This window comes from Streptomyces aculeolatus (genome assembly GCF_020400605.1).
GTDB lineage: Bacteria > Actinomycetota > Actinomycetes > Streptomycetales > Streptomycetaceae > Streptomyces > Streptomyces aculeolatus.
In genome coordinates, this window is the sequence record NZ_JAINRD010000020.1 from 74128 (window position 1) to 98466 (window position 24339).

Sequence of the window (24339 nt, forward strand, 5' to 3'; positions counted from 1 at the left end):
GCCGGACCCTAGCCCAGCTCCGCCACGAGGACGCCGCGGCCCGCGTCCGCGCGTACCGTGGGACCGCCCACGACCTCCAGCGCCCACGGCTGCACGGCCCCGCCCCCGGACGCCGTCGCCGACGCCCGTACCGTGCCGCCCTCGCACACCACCGTGAACACCGTCCCCCCGGCCGGCACCTCCACCCGCGCCCCCGGCCGCAGCCCGTACGCCCGCAGCGTCACCCTGTCCGCGTAGGCGTAGTCCGGCCGGTCGTCCACCGCCCCCACCGGCAGCACCGCGCCCGGCCGCACCAGCACCGGCGCGCTCGCGAACCCGTGCCGCTCCCGCACCCACCGCGGCCCCCGCACCTCCTCGCCGCTCAGCAGATGCGTCCACGTGCCCTCCGGGACGTAGTACGAGACCTCGCCCCCGTCGCTGAACACCGGCGCCACCAGCAGGTCGGGGCCGAGCATGTACTGCCGCTCCAGATGCGTGCACGCCCGGTCGTCCGGGAACTCCAGCGCCATCGGCCGCATCATCGGCACGCCCTGCTCGTGCGCCTCGCGCGCCACCGCGTCCAGGTACGGCATCAGCCGCAGCTTCAGCTTCGTGAACACCCGCAGCACGTCCACGGCCTCCTCGTCGAAGAGCCACGGCACCCGGTACGACGACGAGCCGTGCAGCCGGCTGTGCGACGACAGCAGCCCGAAGGCGATCCACCGCTTGAACAGCGCCGGCGACGGCGTGCCCTCGAAGCCGCCGATGTCGTGGCTCCAGTAGCCGAAGCCCGACATACCCAGCGAGAGGCCGCCGCGCAGCGACTCCGCCATCGCCTCGTACGTCGACTCGCAGTCCCCGCCCCAGTGCACCGGGAACTGCTGGCTGCCGGCCGTCGCCGAGCGCGCGAAGACCACCGCCTCGCCCTCGCCGCGGTGCTTCTTCAACACGTCGAAGACCGTCTCGTTGTAGAGGTACGTGTAGTAGTTGTGCATCCGCTCCGGGTCGGAGCCGTCGAAGTACGCGACGTCGGTGGGCACCCGCTCGCCGAAGTCGGTCTTGAAGCAGTCCACGCCCATGTCGAGCAGCGCCGCGAGCTTGCCCGCGTACCAGGCGCGCGCGTCCGGGTTGGTGAAGTCCACCAGGGCCATCCCCGGCTGCCACAGGTCCCACTGCCACACCCCGCCGTCCGGCCGGCGCAGCAGGTAGCCGGCGTCGCGGCCCTCGGCGAACAGCGGGGAGCGCTGCGCGATGTACGGGTTGATCCACACGCAGATCCGCAGCCCCCGCTCCTTCAGCCGCCGCAGCATCCCCGCCGGGTCGGGGAAGACCCGCGGGTCCCACTCGAAGTCGCACCAGTGGAACTCGCGCATCCAGAAGCAGTCGAAGTGGAAGACGGACAGCGGCAGGTCGCGCTCGGCCATCCCGTCGATGAAGGAAGTGACGGTCTCCTCGTCGTACGAGGTCGTGAACGACGTCGACAGCCACAGCCCGAACGACCAGGCCGGCGGCAGCGCGGGCCGGCCGGTCAGCGCCGTGTACTTGCGCAGGATCTCCTTCGGCGTCGGCCCGTGGATGACGTAGTACGTCAGCTCCTGCCCCTCGACGCTGAACTGCACCCGCGACACCGCCTCCGAGCCCACCTCCAGCGACACCCGCCCGGGGTGGTCGACGAAGACGCCGTAGCCGGCGTCGGTGAGGTAGAACGGCACGTTCTTGTACGCCTGCTCGGTGGCCGTGCCGCCGTCCGCGTTCCAGATGTCCACGACCTGGCCGTTCTTGACCAGCGGCCCGAAGCGCTCGCCCAGCCCGTAGACGTGGGTGCCGACGGTGAGCCCGAGCTGCTCGCGCAGGTAGTGCCGGGCCGGCCCGCCGCCGGAGGCGTCGGTCTCCATGATGGCCATGCCCTTGGGACCGGAGGACGTCAGCGGCCGCATCCCGTCGGTCGTCAGGAAGTCCAGCCGCCAGGGGCCGGCGCGCGTCACCCGCAGGGCGAGGCTGCCGGCGGTGAGCAGGGCGTGCTCGTCGTCCTGGCTCGCGTGCGCGTGCGGCCCGGACCCGGCGAGGCGGAAGCGGGGCCCGGCGTCCGTGCCGCCGTCGAAGTGGGTGAGCGTCACGCCGATCACGTCGGGCATGGGGGAGTGGCAGGAGACCGTCATGACCGGGCCCTTCAGCAGATCGCCGCGGTGCCGGATGGGCTGGGTCGGTGCGTGCACGTCCAGCGTGCCGTCCCCGGCGGTGACGTCGAGCACCTCGGCGGGGTACGCGGCGCGGACACCCGGGCGCAGCATCCAGTAGCCATCGGTGAACTTCATGCGCAGCCTCTCGGGGTCGGTCGGCGGGTCACTTGACCGCGCCCGCGGCGATGCCGCGGGTCAGGGTCCGCTGGAAGATGAGGAAGAACGCGATCGCCGGCAGCACGCCCAGCAGGGCGGCGGCGTTCGTCATCGTGGCGTCCATGTCCCGCTGGCCCTGGAGCACGCCGAGGGCGACGGACACGGTCTGGTTGTCGTCCGAGACGAGCATGACCAGCGGCAGCAGGAACTCGTTCCACGTCCAGATGAAGAACAGCACCATCAGCACGCCGATCGTCGGCCGGCTGACGGGCACCACCACCCGCCACAGCACCTGCCACTTGCTCGCCCCGTCGATCCGCGCCGCCTCGATCACCTCGCGCGGGAACCCGCCGAGGACCGAGGCCAGCAGGTACGTGCCGAAGGCGGACTGCACGACGGTGAAGACGATCACCACGCTCAGCCGGGTGTCGTACAGGCCGGCCTCCTTCGACAGGTAGTACAGCGGGTAGACCAGCGCCTCCTGCGGCAGCATGTTCGCCAGCACGAAGAACGCCAGCACGTACGGCCGCCCGCGGATCCGGCCGATGCCGATGGCGTACGCGCTGAGCACCGACAGCACGACGGCGAGCACGGCCACCGAGCCGGAGATCAGCACGGAGTTCCAGAGCTTCTGCCCGAAGTCGACGCGCTCCCAGAAGTCCGCGAGCCCGTCGAGGTACACGCCGTCGGGCATGCTCAGCGGCCCGTCGCTGCTGTACTCCTCGGGCGACTTCATCGCGTTCATCAGCACCACGAGGAACGGCAGCACCATGAACGCCGCGCCCAGCACCAGCGCCGCGAGCACGGGGTACTTCCTGACCGCGGTCACGAGTTCTCGTCCTCCGCCCTCGTCTGCAGCTTCAGGGCGACGACCGCCAGCACCAGGATCAGCACCGTGAGGACGGTGGAGATCGCGGCGCCGTAGCCGGCCTGGAAGTTCTCGAAGAAGTTCTGGTACGCGAAGTACGACGGGACGTTCGTCGCCCCGCCCGGGCCGCCGCCGGTCAGGACGTACACCATGCCGAAGACCTTCAGCGCCGCGATCGTGCACCACAGCAGCACCACCGCGATCTCCGGCCGCAGCTGCGGCAGCGTCACGTGCCAGAACCGCCGCCACCAGCCCGCGCCGTCCAGCTCCGCCGCCTCGTGCAGCGCCGGGTCGAGGCGCTGCAGCCCGGACATGAAGATCACCAGTGGGAAGCCGATCTGCACCCACACCATCACGGCCATCACGCTGTACAGCGCCCAGTCCGGGTCGCCCAGCCAGTCCTGCTGGAGCGCGTCGAGGCCGACCGCGCCCAGGAGTTCGTTCAGTGAGCCGCTCTCCGGCGCCAGGATCCAGCTCCACACGATGCCGGCGACCGCGATCGGCAGCACCTGCGGCAGGTAGAAGCAGGCGCGCAGCACCGCCACCCAGCGGCTGCCGGCGTGCCGGCCGACGAAGTCGAAGAGCGCCGAGGCCAGCACCAGCCCGAGCGCGGTGGGGAGCAGCGCCATCGCCGCGACCATGGCCAGGCTGTGCCGGAAGGACTCCCGGAAGTCGTCGTCGCCGAGGAGCCGGTCGTAGTTGTCCAGGCCGGTGAACTCGGGGGTGCCGACGCCGCTCCAGTCGGTGAAGCTGATGCCGGTGTTCATCGCGAACGGCACGACGATGACGACGAGGAACGCCAGCGCGCCGGGCAGCAGGTAGAGCGCGTACGAGCCCTCGGTGGACGTCCGGCGCGCACGGCCCGTACGGTCCGCCCGGCTCCTCCGCCACCGCCGGCGGGAGGGGGTTCCGCTCCCGCCGGCGGCGCGGGCCGCGCCCTTGGAGGCCGCGGTGATCGGGGCGCTCATTCCTTGAGCACGTTCTCGTCGTACTCGGCCTGCAGCGACTCCAGTACGTCGCCGGGCTCGGCGCTGCCGGTGAGGAGCTTCTGCGTCTCGGAGGTCATGGAGTCGTAGAAGCCGTTGGCCGGCCAGTCGGGGTAGTAGGCGAGGCCGTCGTTGCCGGCGAGGGTCGTGTAGTCCTCGATGAGGGCCTTCGACTTGGGGTCGGTGACGGCGGCGGGGTCGGCCGCGACGGGGACGCCGCCGTTGTTGCCCAGGGTGTTCTGGATGCCCTTCTTCATCGTGATGTCGATGAAGTCGTACGCCAGCTCCTTGTTCTCGGCGCCCTCCGGGACCACCCACAGGTTGCCGCCGGAGCCGAGGGTCATGGTGCTCTCGGGCCACAGGAAGGTGTCCCAGTCGAACTTCTGCACCTCCGCCTGGAAGCGCCCGAACCACCAGCTGCCGGAGAACAGCATCGGGTGCTTGCCCTGGATGAAGGAGACGCCGGCGTCCTCGGCCTTGGTGCCGGAGGAGTTCTCGGCGACGTAGCCCTTGTCGACCCAGTCGGCGAAGGTCTCGGCGGCGTACGTCCAGGCCGCGTCGGAGAAGTCGGTCTCGCCCCCCATCTGGAAGGAGTCGACCCACGCCTTGTCGGCGCGGCTGAGCGCGAGCTGGTAGAGGTACTGCTGGGCCATGTACTCGGCGCCGGCGTTGGCGAAGGGCGTGATCCCGGCGTCCTTGAACGTTGCGAGCGCGTCCTCCAGCTCCGCGAACGTCGTCGGGACCTCGACGCCGTGCTCGGCGAAGAGGTCCTTGTTGTAGTAGACCATCGTGAACTCGGCGTAGTTGGGGATGCCGTACCAGGCGCCGGAGCCCATGACGCCGCTCTCGTCGTACCGGCTGGTGGTCGCCACGGTGGGCGGCACGGCGTCGGCCCAGCCGCGCTCCTCCGCCTCTTCGGTGAGATCGGTCAGCAGGCCCTGGCGGGAGAGCTGGCCGGTGGTGGCGTTGCCCTTGTTGTACTCCATGAGGTCGGGCGCCTGGTCGGAGTTGAGGACCTGCGGGGCGGTCTTCTGGATCTGCTCGAAGCCCTTCTCCTCGAACTCGACCTTCACCCCCGGGTGGCTCTCCTCGAACTCCTCGACGGCCTCGGCCCACGCCTTGCCCATGGCGCTGTCGGGGCCCTCGTAGTGCCAGAGCCGGAGGGTCTTGCCGTCGCCGGAACCGCCGCCGTCCGAGCCGCCGCACGCGGCGAGCGTGCTCAGCGACAGTGCTCCCGCCAGGGCGGCAGCCAGCAGGCGCGCCCTTCTCCGTGCCTTCAACATCCACTGCCTCCGTGGGAGTTTCGGCCTCGTCGAATCGGTTCGATGAGGGGTGTCGAAGCGCTTCGACGGAGGAAGGTAGGGAGGGCCCGGGGGTATGTCAATGGCGTTGACAAAATGCGGTGGCGGTGGCGGTGGCGGCGGTGGCCGTCAGGCGTCCGCCCCGGCCGCCCGTACGATGATCTTGCCCTGGTTCTCGCCGCGGAGCATCCCGAGGAACCCGTCGACGATGCCGCCGAAGCCGTCGACCACGGTCTCGTCCAGGGCGACGCGCCCGCTCTGCAGGTGCGGCACCACGAACTCGTACAACTCCTCCTGCACATGGCCGTGGTTGCGGACCAGGAAGCCCTCCATGCGCAGGCTCTTCTCGACGATGTCGGGGAGGTTGCGCAGCGCGTAGGGGGTGCCGGTGCTGTTGTACTGGGCGATCGTGCCGATCCGCACGATCCGCCCGTACTCGCGCAGCGACGAGATCGCCGCTTCGAGGTGCTCGCCGCCGACGTTGTCCATGTAGACGTCGATCCCGCCGGGTGCCGCCCCGGCGAGCAGCCCGGCCACCGGGCCGGCGTGGTAGTCGAAGACCTCGTCGTAGCCGACGTGCCCGGTGAGGTACGCGGCCTTCGCCGGCCTGCCCACGCTGCCGACGAGCCGGCCCGCGCCCATCAGCCGGGCGAGCCGCCCGGTGGCCGTGCCCACGCCGCCGGCCGCGGCCGAGACGAACACGTCCTGGCCCTCGCGCAGTTCGGCGACACGGGTGAGACCGACGTAGGCGGTCAGGCCGGTGCCGCCGAGGATGCCCAGGTGCGCGGAGAGCGGTACGCCGTCGAAGCGGGGCACCGCGTGGGCCTGGTCGGGGGTGACGACGGCATGGGTGCGCCAGCCCTGCCGGTGGAAGACGATCCCGCCCTCGCGGAGCGACGGGTGGCGGGAGTGCACGACCCGGCCGATCGTGCGGCCCTCCAGCGGCGCGCCGAGCGCGAAGTCCCCGTCCATCATCTCGCGGTGGTAGGGGTCCACCGACCAGTACAGGTTCTCCACCAGGGCCGTTCCCGGTCCGGGCACCGGTACCGGGGACTCCACGAAGGCGAAGTGGCCGGCGGTGGGGAAGCCGTGGGGGCGGGCGGTCTGGTGCACGGTCAGCGCGGTCTCGGTCATGGCGGCGACCGTACGGAGGAAATACGGGCGCCGGGGAGTGGGTTGTGCTCATGGTCCGGCACGATCCATGAAGAGCCCTCATAGAAGCAGGTGGGACCCCTATGGCAGGTGCAGCCCCGCGAGCGTCCGCATCCGGTGCGGCTGCCGCCGCCGACCTCGCCCCGCGCGAGCTGCGCATCCTCGTGGCCGTCGAGCGCGAGCGCGGGTTCTCGGCGGCGGCCGAGGCCCTCGGACTGACCCAGTCCGCGGTCTCGCACTCCATCCGCGGGACGGAACGCAAGGTCGGCGCCGTCCTCTTCGAACGGGGCCGCAAGGGCGCGACGCCGACCGCGGCCGGTGCCGCCGCTGCCGCCCACGCCCGCAGGGTGCTGCGGCTCCTGGAGACCCTGGCCGCGGAGGCCCGCGGCGCCGGCACCGGCACGGTCGCCGGCCCGCTGCGCATCGCCGCCTTCCGCAGCGCCGCCCTCCACCTGCTGCCGACCGTCCTGGAGCGCCTCGCCGCCCGCTGCCCCGGCATCGAACCGGAGGTGTACGTCGTCCGAGAGCTGGGCGCGGGCACCGCCGGCGAGGTCGCCGAAGGGCGCGCGGACGTGGCCGTCGCCACGGTCGGCGCCTCCTCGCAGACGCCCGCCGGCCTCGTCGGCGGCGTACTCGTCGAGGAGCCCTACTCGCTGGTGCACCCGGCCGGCCACCCCGCCCCGCGCTCCCTGCCGCTGGTGGACTGGCACGAGAACTGCGGCTCCTACACCCGCAGGTGGTGGGCGCGGCAGGACTGGATCCCGAAGGCGACCGTCCTGACCGAGGACGACGGAGCGGTGCTCTCCATGGTGAGCAGGGGCCTGGGCATGGCGATCATGCCCGCGCTCTCGCTGCACGACGCGCCGGACGGCATCGCGGTCACCGATCTCGGCCCCGGCCGCCCGACCCGCTCCGTGGGCTACTTCACCACCCCGGAACTGGCCGCCGGCGCCGCTGTACGCGCCCTGATCCGCGAACTCAGAGCGGCGTCCGGCACCGGCTCCGTACCCGGGCCGGCACCGGTCCGGGACGGGTCCGGCAGCGGAAGCCGGGAAACCGGCTAGGGCAGTACGCCGCCGAAGGCCACGCAGGCCGGGCTCGGCGCGGCGGCGGTGGCGCCGGTGCGGCGCAGGGCGCCGGCGCGGGTGACGCGGAACGACACCACGTCGTCGCTGTTCTGGTTCGCCACCAGCAGCACGTCGCCGGCCGGGGAGAGGGCGAAGTGCCGCGGCCACGCGCCGCCGGTCGACGTGGTCTCCCGCAGGTCCAGCCGCCCGTCGGCGCCCACGGCGAACCGGGCGATGCTGTCGTGCCCGCGGTTCGACACGTACACCGTCCGGCCGTCGGGGTGCACGGCGACCTCGGCGCAGTAGCTCTCGCCGGTGAAGCCGCGCGGCAGCGTGCCGAGGGTCTGCAGCCAGCGGAACGTGCCGCGCTCCGGGTCGTACGTGAAGGCCGTCACCGACGACGTCAGCTCGTTGACGACGTAGACGAACCGCCCGCTCGGGTGGAACGCCAGGTGGCGGGTGCCCGAGCCGGAGGCGACCTGCATGAACGGCAGCGGGTTCGGCGTCAGCTTCCCGGCCTCGGCGTCCAGCTTCCACGCCCAGACGCGGTCGGTACCCAGGTCGGCGCCGAAGACGTGGCCGAACGCCGGGTCGAAGGCGACCTGGTGCGGGTGCGGGCCGCTCTGCCGCTCCGGGTCGGGGCCCGTGCCGGTGACGGTGACGGTGTCCGAGACCGGCGAGGGCGTGCCGTCCGCGCCGAGCGGGACGACGGCGAAGGTGGCGCCGCCGTAGTTGGCCACGATCAGGTGGTCGCCGCTTTCGTCGAGCGCGCCGTGCGCGGGGACGCCGGGCACGGGCTGGTCGCCGGTGCGGGTCAGCTCGCCGGTGGCGGTGTCGATGGCGTACGAGACGACGCCGCCGCCCTTCTGCCCGTTCCAGGTGCTCACCTCGCAGACGGCGTAGAGCACGGGCAGCCGCGGATGGACCGCCAGCCACGAGGGGTTGGCGACGCCGGGCACTTCCTGGATCGTGGTGAGGCGCCCGTCGCCGGCCATGCGGAACGCGGCGAGTCCGGCGGGGGCGCCGGGGCCGCCGGCGTAGCCGCCGACGTAGACGGCGCGGGGGCCGCGGGCTGCCGCCGCGGCGGAGGCGGGCGCCGCGGCCGCGGGTGCGGCCGACGCGGGCGAGGCGGAGCCCAGCGCGGGAACGACGCCCGCCAGCGCCGCGGCGCCGAAGACCGGCAGCATCTGGCGCCGGCTCGGTCCTGTGGGGCCCTCGGGGGCGGGTGCGGAGTCGGGGGGCGGGGCGGAGGCGTGCAAGGCGGTGCTCCTTTCGTGGCGGGACGGTCACCGTTGGAGCGGGACGGCCGGGGCGCAGGGTGGCACGGTACGTGAGCCGGCTCGATACGCGGCTGAGCGCGGTGTGCGTACCGGGGCGCGGCCCGTGCGGCGGCGGTGGCGCGTGGGTCGGTGGTGGCGCGTGCAGCGGTGGTGCGTGGAGCGGTGGTGGTGCGTGGGGCGGCCGCCGCGGGTGAACCGGTCGCGGTGCGTGCACCGTTCGCGGCCCGTGGCCCTTCGGCCGTACGCCACCAGCATCCCGGCACGGCCGCTCCCCGTCGACGGCGCGTGCCGCCCGGCCCGGGATCCCCGGTGCCCCGGGCCGGCGGCGCGCGCCTCGGCCGCCTGCCGGCGGGCTACTCGGGCAGCCGCACGGACTGGGCGTGCCGGAAGACGTTCCCCGGGTCGTAGGCGGCCTTGACCTGCTGCAGCCGGGGGTAGCCCTGCTTGTAGTAGAGGTCGTGCCAGGGGGTGTCCGACGTGTTCCACTCCGGGTCGCTGAGGTCGATGTCCGGGTAGTTGATGTAGCAGCCGTCGTTGACCTCGTTGGGGACGGGGACGCCGCCGGTGTCCGCGTACACGTCGCGGTACATGTTCCGGATCCAGGAGAGCTTCGCCGCCTCCTCGGCGTCCTCGCTCCAGTACGCCTGGTACTGGAGCTTGAGGATCGAGTCCCGCTGCGGCGCCGCGGTCGCGTCCGTGCCGACCGCGTTGACCTGCGCACCGTACGAGTCGATCGACACGAGCGCGCTGCGCTGGTCGGTCTCGGTGAGGTTCTTGTACATGGCGGATATCTGCTCTTCCGGGAACGCCTGCCGCAGGTACGCCGACTTGTAGTCGCCGCGCCCGCCCCAGCCGGACCCGCCGAGCTGGCGGGTGGCGACCAGCCACGGGCGCGCCTGCGGCGCGAACAGCTCGGGCATCGCCCGCATCTCGTTCGTCGACAGCGTCGTCGGCTGCGCGTCGCCCATGTGGCCGCCGATCTCGGCGAGGAAGTCGTCGAGCCTGCCCGCGGCGCCGGGCTGGGTGGCGTCGATCTGGGTGGTCATCGAGATGGAGCCGCTGGCCTTGGTGCTGCAGACGAGCATGCTGAACATCCCGGCGTACGGATTGCCGGGTTCGCTGTACTCCGCGTAGAAGTTGCTGTAGTTGCGCAGCAGGGTGCGGAAGCGGTCCTCGGTGATGGTGTTCCAGGACCACGACTGCTGGTGCACGTACACCTCGCCGGGCGGCTGCGGCAACTGCTTCTCCGGCGCCAGCCGCTCGGTGCCCGGGGCGCGCAGGAAGTAGCGGGTGACAATGCCGAAGTTGCCGCCGCCACCGCCGGTGTGCGCCCACCACAGGTCGTGGTGCGGGTCGTTCTTGTCGCTGGTCGCCACGATGGCGCGGGCCTTGCCCGCGGCGTTCACGACGACGACCTCGACGGCGTGGATGTAGTCGCTCGTCAGCCCGAACTGCCGGGACAGCAGCCCGAAACCGCCGCCCTGGATATGGCCGCCGGCGCCGACGGAGGAACACGAACCGCCGGGGATCGTCACCCCCCAGCGCCGATAGAGCTCCATATAGACCTCCATCAGCGTGCAGCCCGGCTCGATGACGAAGGCGCGCCTCTTCTGGTCGTACGAGATGTCGTTCATCGCCGACAGGTCGATGACGACCTGGGTGTCGGAGTGGTAGACGAATGCCTCGTAGCAGTGGCCGCCGCTGCGTACGGCGACGCGCTTTCCGGCGCGTACGGCCTCCTCCACCGCGGCCACCACCTGCTCGGTCTCCGTGGCCACCCGGATGGCGTCGGGCCGGGCGCGCCAGCGGCCGTTGCTGCCGGAGACGAAGTCGGGATAGCGGGCGTCGGCGGGCGTGATGGTCGAGGCGGGGACGTCGCGGGTGGCGGCTCCGGCCGAGGTCGCGGCGGCGAGTTGGCCGGTGCCGAGGGCGGCGGCACCGCCTACGGCGGCGCTTGAAAGAAGTACTTTCCGGCGTGAGACGTTGTCCATGAGGAAACTCCCGTCGGCGCAGAGGGAAAATGGGCAGCACAAAGTCCGGCGGCACGCATTTGCGTAGGCAGAAGAATTTCGTCGGGGCGGCGCTCGATGCGGGAAGATGTTAATCCGGGGTGGCCGGGACGTAAATCCCGGTTTGGGAATGCCCGTATCCAATTCCCTGATACTCGGCGGGAGTTGGGCCGCCGCCGCGGGGCTGCTGTGGGCCGTTGCGCGGGGCGCAGCCAACGGAATGTAACAGACCGCCCGGGAGAACACCGGCGCGGAAGGACTGCTTCGGGCCGCGGGGCGGCGCGCGGCGCAGTGTGGGATGTGCGGGAATCAGACGTCGCGTTCTGCGGCGGCGGGGATTGCCGCGGTCCTCAGCGCGGTGGCCGCGAGTGCGGCGGCGGTGGCGGCGGCGAGGGGTACGGCGTACGCGGCGGCCGGCGTGCCGGCGGCCCAGCCGCCCGCGGCCCAGCCGCCGGTGGCGGAGCCGGCGGCGATGCCGGCGAGGAGGGCGGTGACGGCGAGGGTCATGCCCTCGTTGAGGCGCCCGGCGGGGATGCGGGACTGCACCAGCGACATGCCGGTGATCATCGTCGGGGCGGTGGCCATGCCGGCGGCGAGGAGGGCGGGCGCGAGGAGGGCGAGGCGGCCGGTGGCGGCGGCGAGGAGCGGCAGGAGCATGAGGGCGGCCATGGCCGCGACGCAGCGGCGGAAGACGGGTTCGGGGGTGGTGTCCCGGGGCCGCCGCGCCCCGTAGGCGAGGCCGGCCAGGCACGAGCCGGCGGCCAGCAGCGCGAGGATGCCGCCCGCGGCGGCGGGCCGGCCGAGGCGGTCCGCGTACGCGATCGTGACGACCTCCATCGACCCGAACACCGCGCCCGCGCAGCCGAACGCCGCCAGCAGCGGCGGGAACCCTGGCAGCCGCAGCGGCGACCGCGTCCGCTCGCCCGGCGCCCGCGGCCGGGGCGGCGGTTCGGTGGCGCGCTGGGCGGCGAAGAGGAGGATGCCGGTGACGAGGAGCACGGCGCCGGCGACCGTGCCCGCCTCGGGGAAGGCGGCGGTGCAGAGCAGGGCGGCGAGGACGGGGCCGGTCATGAAGCACAGCTCGTCGGCGGCCTGTTCGAAGGAGTTGGCGGTGTGCAGGGCGGCGGCGTCGCCGGGGGTGCCGGCGTCCGGGCCGCGGAAGGCGTGGGCCCAGCGGGCGCGGGACATGCCGCCGGTGTTGGGGGTGGTGGCGGTGAGGATGTAGGCGGCGAAGAGCGTCCAGGCCGGGGCGCGGACGTGCACGCAGAGCGCGAGCGCCAGCGAGCCGAGGGCGGCGATCGCCGCCGCGGGCACGGCGATACGGGCCTGGCCGCGCCGGTCGACGAGGCGGGCGGTGAGCGGCGCGACGACGGCGGTGGCGGCGAGGCCGGCGGCGGGGACGGCGCCGGCGAGGGCGTACGAGCCGTAGCGCTCGGCGATCATGATGACGGCGCTGACGGAGAACATGCCCATGGGCAGCCGGGCGATGAGGTTGCCGGCGGTGAACGCGCGGGCGCCGGGGACGGCGAAGAGCCGCCGGTAGGGACGGAGGGCGGCGGCGAGCGGGCGCGGGGAGGGCATGCCGAAAACCCTGGCCGCAGTCGCCCGCGGGGGTCCAACACCTGATCGCTGGCCATTCACGCGCGTACGTTGTGAAATGGCCGGATGCCGACCGCACCCCGGGATGCCGAGCCGCGGCTGCTGCGCGCCTTCGCGGCCGTGGCGGACGAACTGCACTTCACCCGCGCCGCGGGCCGCCTGTACGTGGCGCAGCAGGCGCTGAGCCGCGACATCCGCAGGCTCGAACGCGAACTGGGCGCGGAGCTGTTCGCCCGCACCACCCGCCAGGTGCGGCTGACCGCGGAGGGCGAGCGGCTGCTGCCGTACGCCCGCAGGGTGCTCGCCGCGTACGACGACCTCGCGGGCGCCGCGGACCCCCGCTCCCGGCCGCTGCTCGTCGACGTCGGCGCGCGCTACAGCACGGGCCAGCGGGTCCTGGACGCCGCCCGCGCGGCGGCGCCGGACCTGGAACTGGTCGCGCGCTTCCACACCGGGCTGACGGGCGCGGCGGCGGAGATCGCCGCGGGGCGGCTGGACGTGTCGTTCGGCCGGGTCGCGGGGCTGCCCCCGCCGGTGCGGGCGGGCCTGGGGCACGAACTGGTGCGGCTGGAGCCGATGGCGGTGCTGCTGCCGTCGGCGCACCGCCTGGCGGCCCGGCCCGCGGTGCCGCTGGCGGCGCTGGCGGGGGAGACGCTGTACGCGGCCGACGGCAACGCGGCGACGGCGGAGTGGACGGACCTGGCCCGCGAACTCCTCGGCGAGCACGGCATCCGCCTGGCGGCACCGTTCCCGGAGATCGACGGCGAGGCGGAGTTCGTCCGGCTGGTGCACAAGCACGGCTGGTCGGTGCTGGCCACCACGGAGTTCGCCGACATCCCCGCCATGACCCTGCGCCCCCTGACGGACCCGGTCCCGCTCTCCCCGGTCAGCCTGACGTGGCGCCGCGGCCTGACCCACCCGGGCCTGGACGCCCTGCGCACGGCGGCAAGGAAGCTGGCCCGGGAGCACGACTGGCTGCACCACCCCGCCGGCGCCTGGCTCCCGGAGGCAGACCGCGCCCTCTACCCCTGACCACCGGGCCCGCGTTCGTTGCTCCGACGCCAGGCCGACAGGGCACCCCGCGACGGCATCGCGGCCGGTCGAGCTGGGCCAGGGCTGACGGGCGTGCTCGACGGTCTGAGTGTGTCGTCGGGGAGCACACCTTCCGGTGTACGTCAGAGAGGCTGGATCTCCTCGATGGTGAGGACAGCCGTGATGAGCGGCACTACTGTCCGTGTGGTGACGGATGCGCACGGGATGACAGAAGACGAGACGTGCCGGGCACTGGTCATACCTGCCCTCGCGGATTCCGGGTGGGCCGACGATCAGGTTCGCCCGCAGTTCCGCATCAACGACGGGCGGCTCACAGCCACGCCGAAGCGGCACGTCTACGGAGACCCCCTGGTTGCCGACTACGTGCTGGAGTACGCGCCGGACGTTCCCATCGCTGTCGTCGAGGCCAAGCGCTACCGCGTCGATGTCGACGACGGTGTGGAGCAGGCTCGTCGGTACGCCGCGAAGCTCGGGCTGTCCTTCGCCTACGCCACCAACGGCCGGCAGATCGTGGAGATCGACTACAGCGGTACTGCTCCCGCAATCCGGGAGATCGAGCGCTTTCCCACTCCCGCGGAGCTGTGGACCCGGTACCTGGCTGACCAGCAGGCGGACTCCAGCGTGGGGCGCGAACTCCTGGCCGCCCCCTACGACCACACGCTGCGGAACTCGGACAACACCGCCAAGCGGCCCCGCTACTACCAGCGCGTCGCGGTAGCCCGCACCCTTGCGGCCATCGCCGCAGGGCAGAAGCGGATCCTTCTCGTGCTGGCCACCGGTACGGGGAAGACCATGGTGGCTCTTCAGGCGGTCGCCAAGCTCTACAGGTCTCAGTGGATCTCTGGCCGCAAGCCCAGGGTTCTGTATCTGTCGGATCGTTCGATGCTTGTCGACGACCCCAAGGACAAGTACTTCCTCCCCGTCTTCGGCCAGGACGACGTCCACAAGATCAGCGGCGACCCCGTGCGGGGCCGGAAGATCTACTTCGCCCTTTACCAGGCACTGGAGAAGGGCGATGAGGAGGAACTTTTCCGTCAGTACGATCCCGACTACTTCGACCTTGTCATCGTGGACGAGTGCCATCGGGGCAGCGCACGGGACAACTCGCAGTGGCGTCGCGTGCTGGAGCACTTCTCACCCGCGACACAGCTCGGGCTGACCGCAACCCCGATCAGTAAGAAGGAGGCCGACACCTTCGACTACTTCGGCGAGCCCGTCTACACCTACTCGCTGGCCGACGGCATCGAGGACGGCTTCCTGGCCCCGTACCGGGTGCGCCGGGTCCGGCTCAACGTGGACATGGAGGGCTACCAGACCGAACCCGGGCAGCGGGACACGTATGGCAACGAGATCCCGGAGGGCGTCTACGGCCCGAAGGACTTCGAGCGGGTCATGGTCATCCTGGAACGTACGGAGGCGGCGGCGCAGTACGTCATCGACTACCTGCGCTCCACTGCGGAGGACGGCAAGCACGGCAAGACCATCGTGTTCTGCGAGAACAACGATCACGCCGCGCGCATGCGCACGGCTCTCTTCAACGCGGCTTCGGCGGAGGTGCAGGCGCACCACGACTATGTCGTGCGGATCACCGACGCCGACGGCCCTCACGGTCGCGCTCTGCTCGATGACTTCCGTAAGGACGACTCCGACGAGCCGGTGATCGCCGTGACGTCGAAGCTGCTCAACACCGGCATCGACCTGCCCGCCGTGCGCAACATCGTGCTGTTCCGGCGTATCGGCTCGATGCCCGAGTTCAAGCAGACCATCGGCCGGGGCACCCGTCTGTGCCCGGAGATCGGCAAGGGATCCTTCGACATCATCGACTTCGTCGAGGCCACCCGGCTCTTCAACGACCCCGGCTTCGACGGTCCTCCGCTCCGCGTCGTACGCGACACCGCCGACGAGCAGGGGCACGTGGTCGGGAGCGCCCCGGAAACTCCGGAGGGCGACGAGATCGACCCGGAGGCGGTGGCAGAGCCCGAGGCCGAGTATGACCAGGAGGACGGCGGCAGCTTCGACGCGCATCAGGCCGAGGACAGGGTGGACGACCCTGACGAGGTGGACCGTATCCGGTCCCGCGGCAGGCGCTACGTGGTCAACGGAGTCCACGTTTACAAGTGGGGCGAGCGGCGCTACCAACTCGACACGGACGGCCGGACGATGAAGCTGGTGACCGTCCAGCAGTGGGTACACGACCGCGTCCTCGAACTCGACCTGGCACCGGACAAGCTGCGCTCCCGGTGGGCCGCTGCCAGGAGCCGGCGAGAGCTCATGACCATGCTGCAGGCCGCCGATGTCGAGGCAGAGGAGCTGCCCGCGGAGTTCGGCAGCCCGGATGTCGATCCGGTCGACCTGTTACTGAACGTTGCCTGGGGACTGCCGCTGGTCAGCCGGGAGGAACGGCTATACAGGTTCTTGCACGAGCACCGGGACTTCTTGGAGTCCTTCCAGCCGCAGGCCCGGCAGGTGCTGGAGGAGATGCTGCTGAAGTTCGCCGAGCATGGCTCGCCCCAGCTCAAGCCGGAGACTCTCGGGGTGCGCCCCTTCACCGAGATGGGTTCGGTGGTCGAACTGGCGAATCACTTCGGTGGCGCGCAGCCTCTTCACGAGGCCATTGATGAGCTGAGCAAGCGTCTTCTGGAAGCCGCGTAAGTAAAATCAAACTTTAGTTTGATGTTGACGAGTTTCGGTAAACTAAAAACGACTGTTAGGTATTCGCTTCTGGTAGCCTGGAGTGGTGCTCAGGGACCGTACGGACACCAGGGCTGCCCTCTGGCGTATCGCCGGCGGGCAGCGGGGTTACTTCACAGCTGCTCAGGCGCTTGAAGTCGGGTACTCGTACCAGGCACAGCGGTACCACGCCCAGCGCGGCAACTGGACGGCTGTCGACCGAGGTATCTACCGCTTCCGCGAGTTCGACGCCCTGCCTGGAGGTGAGGACGACCATCTGGTCCGCTGGTTCCTGTGGAGCAAGAGCCGCGCGGTCGTCTCGCACATCACCGCCCTGTCGGTCCACGACCTGGGGACGGCCAACCCCTCACAGATCCACCTCACGGTCCCTCCCGGTTTTCGACAGAAGGACGATGCCGTGATCCTCCATCGGGCTGAACTCGCCCAGGACGAGATCGAGGAGCGCGACGGCTACCGCGTGACGACACCGGTACGAGCGATCATCGAGTGTGCGGCTGCGCAGATGGACCAGGACGTGGTGGACTCCGCCGTCGCCGAGGCGCTAGCGGGAGGGCTGTCCACCCGGCGAAGTCTCCTGCACGCGGCCCAGCGGCTCGGGCCGCGAGCGGAACTCGGCGTCGAGCGGGCGCTCCAGGAGGCGCAGTGACCGGTCGCTATCGTGACGCCACCGCGCTCAGGCGGGCCCTTGAGGTCCGGCTCAAGCAGCAGGCAGCCGACACCGGTACAGACCTGGCCAGGCGGCGCCGTCTCGTCGTCTTCGACCGAGTCGCAGCCCGCCTCTCCGCTGATCCGGCGGGGGGCTGGGTTCTCAAGGGCGGGGCGGTGATGGAGTTCCGTCTGCGTGGCAGAGCGCGCACCACCAAGGACATGGACCTTGCTGCCCGCCCGGACGGCGAACCGGGACTTGATGGCCCGGCAGTGCGTGATCTTCTCATCGACGTACTCGCAGTGGACGAGGACAAGGATGGCTTCCTGTTCCAGGTATCCCCTCCCGTCGAGCTGAAGGCGGATACCGCAGGCCGGGGCGGCTGGCGCTTCTCCGTCGAGTCCCGGCTGGCAGGCAGGATCTTCGCGACCGTACGCATCGATGTCGTCGTACGGGGAGAGGAGATCGCCCTGACCGAAAGGCTGCCACTGCCCAACACCCTGGGCTTCGCCGGAACTCCGCCCCGACACATTGAGGCTGTAGACCGCCGCCAGCACTTCGCCGAGAAGTTGCACGCCCTCACCCGTGACTACGGTGACCGTCCCAACACGAGGGTGAAGGATCTCGTGGACCTGGTACTGCTCATCGAGAGCGGTCTGGTCGCGGACACATCCGTGGTCGACGCTGTACGGCATGTGTTCGCGGTACGGGCGACACACGAGGTGCCGGCGGCGCTCCCCGAACCACCGCCGAACTGGGCCGGCATCTACCCCGAACTGGCCGAGGGCCTCACGAAGGCTCCCCCTCGACTCGACGCCGCGCTCGACCTGGCGCGCGGATTCTGGCGCGAGGCATCTGACAACGGCGAAGCCGAACCGAAGCAGAAAGAGTGAGATGGCGTCCCCCAAGAAGAAGGCTGCTGCGGCCACCACGTCGAGAGCGCGGCTCGCGTCCGTCATCAAGTCGGCACGCGACACCATGCGCAAGGACGCCGGCCTGAACGGCGACCTCGACCGCCTGCCCCAGCTCTCCTGGCTGCTGTTCCTCAAGGCGTTCGACCAGCGTGTCGAGCGGGTTGGGCCGCTGCTGGACCCTGACTACCGTCCGGCGATCGAGAAGCCGTACCGGTGGGAGGACTGGGCGACGGATCCGGACTTCAGCGGCGCCGACCTGAAGACGTTCGTCAACGACAAGCTCATCCCGCATCTCGCCGGACTGAAGGGTGCCGACGGCGACGCCGAGGACCCGAGGAACGTTCTGTCGACCATCTTCAAGGACGTCAACAACCGTATGCAGTCCGGGACCCTCCTCCGGGACCTGGTGAACCTGGTGGAAGAGATCCACTTCGACTCCTCGGACGACATCCACACGATGGCGTTCCTCTACGAGTCGATCCTCAAGGAGATGCGAGACGCGGCCGGCGACTCCGGCGAGTTCTACACCCCTCGCCCGGTCAACCGCTTCATGGTGCAGCAGTCCTTCCTCGAACTCGGGGAGTCGATCCTCGACCCTGCCTGCGGTACCGGAGGCTTCCTGGTCCAGGCATACGAGGACCTGGCGCAGCAGGTGGAGACCGACACCCAGCGCAGGCAACTGCACGGCGACATCCGCGGTATCGAGAAGAAGTCCCTCCCGTACCTGCTGGCCAGCATGAACCTGCTGCTCCACGGCATCGGGGCGCCGCGGTTGGTCCGGGAGAACGCCCTGTTGCAGATGCGGGATGCGACGGCGGCGGATCGCGTGGACGTGGTGCTGACGAACCCGCCGTTCGGGGGTGAGGAAGAGCGGTCGGTGGTCGAGAAGTTCCCGAAGGGCTACCAGACCCAGGAGACTTCGTGGCTCTTCCTGCACGCCATCCTTGACCAGCTGAAGAAGGGCGGGCGCTGTGCGATCGTCCTGCCGAACGGCAGCCTTTTCGCCACCGGCGAGAACAGCCTTGGCGCTCGCATCAAGCAGAAGCTGATGAAGGAGTGCAACCTGCACACCATCGTCCGCTTGCCGCAGGGGGTGTTCGCGCCATATACCCAGATTCCGTCGAACCTGCTGTTCTTCGAGAAGGGGAGGCCGACAGAGGAGGTCTGGTTCTACGAGGTCTCGCTGCCGGAAGGCCGTCGCGGCTATACCAAGACGAAGCCGATGCGGGTCGAGGAGTTCGACCCGTGTGTGGAGTGGTGGGGTGGCAAGAGTCGCGAGGGCCGCGAAGAGGGCGGAAACGCGTGGAAGGTACCGGCGACCGAGATCGAGAAGGCCGGGTTCAACCTCGACATCCCGAACCCACACGGTGGGGATGATCTAGCTCACCGGTCTCCGGAGGAGCTTGTGAACGAGCTCATCAAGACAGAGAGCGAGATTCTGGGGCTGCTGGAGGAGCTGCGCGAGGAACTGGGTGGCACTGCATGAAGCTCACGGAGTACCGCGTCGACGACCTCATGAGGCTGGTCCGGAGGCAGGTCGATGTCCGCGAGGGGGAAATCTATCACGAAATCGGCCTCCGCTCATTCGGCAATGGCGTCTTCCATAAGCCTCCCGTGACTGGTGAAGAACTGGGGGGTAAGAAAGTCTTTCATGTTAAGCCGGGGGATCTTCTCTTTAGCAGCGTCTTCGCCTGGGAGGGGGCAGTAGCCCTCGCCTCAGAGCAGGAATCCGGGAGAATCGGTTCGCATCGATTCATGACCTATGAGGTTGACACGACGAGAGCGAATCCCCGGTACCTTCTGCACTACTTCTATGGCGGTCCTGGCCTGCAGGTGATTCGCGAATCCTCTCCTGGTTCGGCGGGGCGTAACAGGACGCTTGGAATCAAGAACTTTGAGCGTCAGATCGTCCGGGTACCAGGCCGGGACGAGCAGTGCCGCATTGCCAGCAAACTCGATGCCGCCATGTCGCAAATCGCGCAGTTCGCCAACCTGCGTGCGCATTCCAGCCAGCTCGCCCGCCAGTACACAGACTCGCTGCTGCGACCCATCGTTGACCGGGCTCCGCTTTCCGTCGGGCTGCGGCAAAGTCGCAATATGGTCGATGTGGAACCCGAATCCCGATACGCTATCACTGGCATTTATAGCTTTGGACGGGGATTGATCAAGCGCCCCACCATCCTAGGCAGTGATACTGCCTACGTACGACTCGCACGCCTGCACGCGGGGCAAGTGGTCATGAGTAAACTAAATGCCTGGGAGGGGGCCCTTGCTGTTGTTGGTGATGCGTTTGACGAGACCTATGTATCGCCTGAGTATCCCAGCTTTGACATCAACGATACAGATGTGGATCCCTCCTACATCGAACACTTGCTAGGGTGGCCGGGTCTTTGGTCGTCGCTTACCCCACGCGGTTCCATGGTCAGGCGTAAGCGGACTACTCCTGCGACCCTTCTGGCCACAGAGGTCCCGCTTCCCAGCCTCACCGAGCAACGGCGTATCGCGCGGCAGCTCACCATGGTTCGGGAGGCAACCGACGCCGGAGCAGAACAGACTGCACAAGTAGCTGCGCTCCGCCCCGCCCTTCTCAACGCTGCGTTCTCAGGGCAGTTGTAGTCGGCGCCGGAGCGGCCCTTTCAGCTCAGCCGCCAGCCTCCACCCGCCGCCACCCCCGGTCCGTTACCACCACATGGTCCAAGAACCGGAGTCCAACGGCCTCCGCTCCCGCCGCCAGGCGGGCCGTCGCGCGGCGGTCGGGCTCGCTGGGTTCCGCGCGGCCCGTGGGGTGGTTGTGGGCCACGCCGAAGGCCGTGCCTCCCGTGGCCAGGACCAAGGCCAGCACATCGCGTACCGGCAGAAGAGAGCGGTCAACCGCGCCGTCCGTCAGCGCCGCCTTGCGCAGCACCGCCCCCGCCGCGTCGCAAACGACGACCACCACCCGCTCGTGCCTCAAGCCCGTGAGCAGCGGCGCCGCGATCCTTGCCAGATCCGCGGATCCGCGGACGTACTGTCGGCTCGCGGTATCAGCCGGTGCTGCCCGGCGCCCCAGATGAAAGGCCGCCGCAATGCGTGCCGCCTTCGCCGGCCCCACCCCCGATAGCCCCGCAACCAGCTCATGTGCCGGCGTACGAGAGAGCTCGTACAGCCCTCCGTGCCGAGCGATGAGCTGCCCCGCGAGCTCCACCGCATCGCAACCGTCCGTGCCCGAGCCGAGCAGCAGGGCGAGGAGTTCGCGGTCGGAGAGCGCTTCCGCTCCTCGGTTCAGCAGCCGCTCCCGGGGCCGGTCAGCGACCGGCACATCCGCCATCCGCATCTCTGCCCACCCCACCCCTCAGTCCGCCGAATCGCGGTCCATCGGTTCGTCCAGGCGGGCGTCGGAGTCCGCTTCCTCCTCCAGCCCTTCGTCCTCGGGCAACGGCTCCGCCTCACCCCTCGCGGCAGGGCTCACCGCTCCCGCCGCTCCACCGATCAACTGCATCAACCGCCGGTGCAACGTCTCCGACCTCACGCGCAGAAACGTGTCGTAGTCGTCCCTCAGCGCCGCCTGGTACGCGTCCTCCTCTACCAGGCACGTACTCAACCGCTCGCGCAGCGGACCTTCGCCCTCGATGTCGGCCAAGTCCCGCAGATACTGCGAGGGCGGCCGGTCGCTGACCCAGATGTTGCTGTGGGAGGTCAGCATGACCAGGTTGCCGCAGACGTTCGCCCCGGCACTGCTCACTCCGCGCGACCGCAGGAACGCCCTGGGGAAGAAGTGGTGGAACTCCTTGTCGTTCTGCCACGACAACGCCTTGCCCACGTCGATCCGCTGCCCGGTGAGCAGGTCCAGCGGATGCTCGTACGACAGGAGGAGCGCGAGGAGCTTGCTCGGTGCGTTCCGCTTGGAGAAAGCGCTCCGCCGCCACAGTGCGCTCCGCGGGAGCGCCGCCCCCGTTTCGATCTCCTGGGCCTCCCCCTTGGCGAATGCGGTGATCGCTTGCAGGTCCGGACCCATCTGGGCCTCGCTCCAACCCTTGAAGTACTCGCCGCTCGCGGTCAGCCAGAACCAGCGGCGCAACGCGTCGTACTGCGTGGATGAAGGCTTCGGTAGCTGCCGGAACAATTCGACGAGGACCGCGAACTGGTTGTAGTAGGGCAGAGCGTCGGCCTTCGGCGTACGGATCTGGGTGCTGAGGAAGTCCACTGTCCGCTCGGCCGCCTTCGCTGCCCCGACGACTGCCTCCCGCAACCGATCCTTGTCGACTTCTCTAAGACGGTTGATGTCTTTGGTGGAGAACCCGAATCCGGCGGCAACCGCGATCGTGCGGAGCATGGTCTTGGTGTCGACACGGCCGTAGTGCTTCGCGTCGAGGACCTGGAGCAGTGATTCGATCTGCTCCTTGAGGTCGAAGTCGGGCCTCCATGTGCCGGCCCGCGCCACATCGACGATGTTCATCGTCGTGCCCGTGCTGTTGATCCGCACGAAGACCTCCGCCGATTCCTCCGCCGACATGTGGTCCAAGGTGACCACCGGCACCAGGTAATTGGCGAACTGCTCGTACAGCTCGGTCGCGCGGTCCCGCAGCTCGGCGGACAACTCGGCCACTTGCCCAAAGAGGGACCCCGCCGAACTCACCTTCCGCATGGGGATGATGTGCGGTCCGGTCGGGCTCTCCGGGGTGGGCTGGAAGAAGCGCTCCACTTCCAGGTCGTAGGCGATGTCCCACGAGCCGGTGCCGCCGTGCAGTGCGCCGATGATGCTGGCGAGCCTCTGCTGGCCGTCGAGGATGTACTTGACCGGGCGACCGGGACGCGGTGGGTCCACCTCCAAGCCCGCGACGGTCTCCTCGCTGGCGAGTTGTTCGTCGGTGTCCCACAGCAGAAGACTGCCGATGGGATAGTTGCGCAGCACCGAATCCAGGAGATGGAGGATCTGGTGCGGTCCCCAGACGAACGCCCGCTGGTATTTCGGCAGCACGATCTCGCCGGTCAGCACACGGTCCGCGAGCCGGGAAACCGGCATGACCGTCGGTTCTCGGCTGGCGGACTGGCGCCTGCGGCCTGTTGCACTCACTCAGCGTGCCCCCCGTCTGCCGTGATCCCTGGAAGAGTGTCCGCTGCGAATCCTAGGGAGCAGCACTGACAGACGTGGCGCTCCCGACGGGATCGTCCGGAAGGTTCGGGATATTCGTGCCCGGCAGAGCTCACGCTTGCGTGCTGTCGGGCGCTGGCGCACCATGCCGGTCGGGATGTCCTCATTCCACGGCGTGCGTCGGAGGCGAGTGCGCGCGTCAGCCCATGCGGGGTACGGGGTGGTGGGGTCCGTCGAGCCAGGGGTGGTGTTCGCCGTCCGCTGCGTCGACGGTCAGGCCGAAGCAGTCGGCGGCCGGGCGCTCTTCGCCGGTCCACCAGTCGACGCCGGTCTCGATCTCCGTCCACAGCTCCCGCCCGCCGTCCTGGCTGACCCTGCCCGGCCCGCCTCCCGGCCCTCAGGACACCGCGGCCCAGGAACGGTCGCCCTCGGTCAGGCTGTAGACCCAGGCGGTCGCGCTGCCGTCGTCGTTGCGGGTGACGGTGTGCGTTGCCTCCGGTACGACGAGGCCGAGTACGAAGGCGCCGGCGGTCAGGTCGTCGGGGCCGAGGCCCGTGGTCGACTCGCGTACGGTCGCGGGCCAGGGGTCCGGCACGTACTCCGCGTGCCGGGGCCACCGGTCGCGCTGGGCGCGGGCCTTCACGAACTCCACCTCGCGCAGGAAGTCTCCGCTCGCACTCTTGCCGTCGTCGTCGACGACCAGCCGCACGAGGGCGTCCCGGTTGCTGAACGGGGTGCCCCACGGGGCGAGGATGATGCCGCCGGGGCGGACCTGCTCGATCCAGGCGGTGGGGACGGTGCGTAGCGCGCAAGTGGCGATGAGGCGGTCGTACGGTGCGCCGGGCGGGTCGCCGCCGAGCCCGTCGCAGGCGACGACGGTGGGGTGCAGCCGTTGTGCGTACAGCTTCGTCCGGGCGGCGGTCGCCACGTTCTCGTCGATGTCGACGGTGACGACGTTGCGGGCGCCGAGGCGGTGGGCGAGCAGCCCGGCGTTCCAGCCCGTACCGGTGCCGATTTCCAACACCTTCATCCCCGGCTCCACTTCGAGGTCACGGAGCATGGTCATGACCAGCGAGGGCTGGGAGGAGGAGCTGGTGGGTAAGGCGCCGGGTTCTTTGCCTGAGTGCGCGCCGTCGTCCCACGGGTGACGATCGCGCAGTTTCCGTCGGCGTATTCGCGCCATGTCGCGGGGTCGGCGGTACGCGAGACGGCGTTGCGCGGTGTGCCGGTGACGTGGTCGTACGGCCAGATGACCTCGGGCAGGAATCGCGCGCGGTCGACCGCGGTCCATGCCGGTCGCCATTCGGGGGTCAGGTCGCGGGAGTCGACGAGAAGCCGGCCCAACTCCTCCCAGCCGGGCCGCACCTCGGAGTTCTCGTGGGTCACT

19 protein-coding genes are annotated in these 24339 nt (G+C 70.1%); 7 read left to right on the top strand and 12 right to left on the bottom strand.

The window, feature by feature from the left end; all coding sequences use genetic code 11:
- Positions 1–8 precede the first annotated feature (8 nt).
- The 5 genes from yicI to LG396_RS27935 form a co-directional block, all read right to left on the bottom strand.
- On the bottom strand, positions 9–2294 hold the full coding sequence (yicI, locus tag LG396_RS27915) for an alpha-xylosidase (RefSeq protein ID WP_225796879.1): 2286 nt from the start codon (positions 2292–2294) through the stop codon (positions 9–11).
- 28 nt (positions 2295–2322) lie between these two features.
- On the bottom strand, positions 2323–3087 hold the full coding sequence (locus LG396_RS27920) for a carbohydrate ABC transporter permease (RefSeq protein ID WP_225796942.1): 765 nt from the start codon (positions 3085–3087) through the stop codon (positions 2323–2325).
- A 53-nt stretch (positions 3088–3140) separates the two neighbouring features.
- Positions 3141–4151 carry a carbohydrate ABC transporter permease gene (locus LG396_RS27925; RefSeq protein ID WP_225796880.1) on the bottom strand — a complete coding sequence of 337 codons (1011 nt, stop codon included), beginning with the start codon at positions 4149–4151 and terminating at the stop codon, positions 3141–3143.
- Positions 4148–5452, bottom strand: coding sequence for an ABC transporter substrate-binding protein (locus LG396_RS27930; protein ID WP_225796881.1), 1305 nt, complete (start codon positions 5450–5452; stop codon positions 4148–4150). Before LG396_RS27930 ends, LG396_RS27925 begins: the two co-directional genes overlap by 4 nt.
- A 147-nt stretch (positions 5453–5599) precedes the next feature.
- Positions 5600–6604 carry an NADP-dependent oxidoreductase gene (locus LG396_RS27935; protein ID WP_225796882.1) on the bottom strand — a complete coding sequence of 335 codons (1005 nt, stop codon included), beginning with the start codon at positions 6602–6604 and terminating at the stop codon, positions 5600–5602.
- A gap of 101 nt (positions 6605–6705) precedes the next feature.
- Here LG396_RS27935 and LG396_RS27940 point away from each other — a divergent pair, with 101 nt between their 5' ends.
- On the top strand, positions 6706–7686 hold the full coding sequence (locus LG396_RS27940; RefSeq protein ID WP_225796883.1) for a LysR family transcriptional regulator: 981 nt from the start codon (positions 6706–6708) through the stop codon (positions 7684–7686).
- On the opposite strand, the gene LG396_RS27945 is transcribed toward LG396_RS27940, so the two are convergent.
- The 3 genes from LG396_RS27945 to LG396_RS27955 all read right to left on the bottom strand — a co-directional run bounded on the left by LG396_RS27945 (position 7683) and on the right by LG396_RS27955 (position 12559).
- A complete protein-coding gene (locus LG396_RS27945; RefSeq protein WP_225796884.1) occupies positions 7683–8948 on the bottom strand; it encodes a lactonase family protein in 1266 nt (421 codons plus the stop codon). The genes LG396_RS27940 and LG396_RS27945 overlap by 4 nt on opposite strands.
- A 374-nt stretch (positions 8949–9322) precedes the next feature.
- Positions 9323–10960 (bottom strand): FAD-binding oxidoreductase, encoded by a 1638-nt coding sequence (locus tag LG396_RS27950; protein ID WP_225796885.1) that lies wholly within the window; start codon positions 10958–10960, stop codon positions 9323–9325.
- 327 nt (positions 10961–11287) lie between these two features.
- Positions 11288–12559, bottom strand: coding sequence for an MFS transporter (locus tag LG396_RS27955; RefSeq protein ID WP_225796886.1), 1272 nt, complete (start codon positions 12557–12559; stop codon positions 11288–11290).
- An 84-nt stretch (positions 12560–12643) separates the two neighbouring features.
- Here LG396_RS27955 and LG396_RS27960 point away from each other — a divergent pair, with 84 nt between their 5' ends.
- The 6 genes from LG396_RS27960 (at position 12644) to LG396_RS27985 (ending at position 20497) form a co-directional block, all read left to right on the top strand.
- Entirely contained in the window at positions 12644–13609 is a 966-nt protein-coding gene (locus LG396_RS27960; protein WP_225796887.1) for a LysR family transcriptional regulator, read from the top strand.
- 225 nt (positions 13610–13834) lie between these two features.
- Entirely contained in the window at positions 13835–16282 is a 2448-nt protein-coding gene (hsdR, locus tag LG396_RS27965) for an EcoAI/FtnUII family type I restriction enzme subunit R (protein ID WP_225796888.1), read from the top strand.
- An 85-nt stretch (positions 16283–16367) separates the two neighbouring features.
- Entirely contained in the window at positions 16368–16967 is a 600-nt protein-coding gene (locus tag LG396_RS27970) for a type IV toxin-antitoxin system AbiEi family antitoxin domain-containing protein (protein WP_225796889.1), read from the top strand.
- The gene (locus tag LG396_RS27975; protein ID WP_225796890.1) at positions 16964–17860 is read left to right on the top strand and encodes a nucleotidyl transferase AbiEii/AbiGii toxin family protein; all 897 of its coding nucleotides are present in this window, start codon (positions 16964–16966) and stop codon (positions 17858–17860) included. The genes LG396_RS27970 and LG396_RS27975 overlap by 4 nt, the downstream gene beginning before the upstream one ends.
- A gap of 1 nt (position 17861) precedes the next feature.
- Positions 17862–19367 carry a class I SAM-dependent DNA methyltransferase gene (locus tag LG396_RS27980; protein ID WP_225796891.1) on the top strand — a complete coding sequence of 502 codons (1506 nt, stop codon included), beginning with the start codon at positions 17862–17864 and terminating at the stop codon, positions 19365–19367.
- A complete protein-coding gene (locus LG396_RS27985; RefSeq protein ID WP_225796892.1) occupies positions 19364–20497 on the top strand; it encodes a restriction endonuclease subunit S in 1134 nt (377 codons plus the stop codon). The genes LG396_RS27980 and LG396_RS27985 overlap by 4 nt, the downstream gene beginning before the upstream one ends.
- Positions 20498–20522: 25 nt before the next feature.
- On the opposite strand, the gene LG396_RS27990 is transcribed toward LG396_RS27985, so the two are convergent.
- From LG396_RS27990 to LG396_RS39825, 4 genes are all read right to left on the bottom strand, one after another.
- A complete protein-coding gene (locus tag LG396_RS27990) occupies positions 20523–21194 on the bottom strand; it encodes a JAB domain-containing protein (protein ID WP_225796893.1) in 672 nt (223 codons plus the stop codon).
- An 18-nt stretch (positions 21195–21212) separates the two neighbouring features.
- Positions 21213–22883: a DUF262 domain-containing protein gene (locus LG396_RS27995; protein WP_225796894.1), complete on the bottom strand. Its 1671-nt coding sequence runs from the start codon at positions 22881–22883 to the stop codon at positions 21213–21215.
- Between the two features lie 466 nt (positions 22884–23349).
- Positions 23350–24018, bottom strand: a complete 669-nt coding sequence (locus LG396_RS39820) for a methyltransferase domain-containing protein (RefSeq protein WP_308190136.1) — start codon at positions 24016–24018, stop codon at positions 23350–23352.
- Positions 24015–24338 (bottom strand): hypothetical protein, encoded by a 324-nt coding sequence (locus LG396_RS39825; protein WP_308190137.1) that lies wholly within the window; start codon positions 24336–24338, stop codon positions 24015–24017. Before LG396_RS39825 ends, LG396_RS39820 begins: the two co-directional genes overlap by 4 nt.
- Position 24339: the final 1 nt, after the last annotated feature.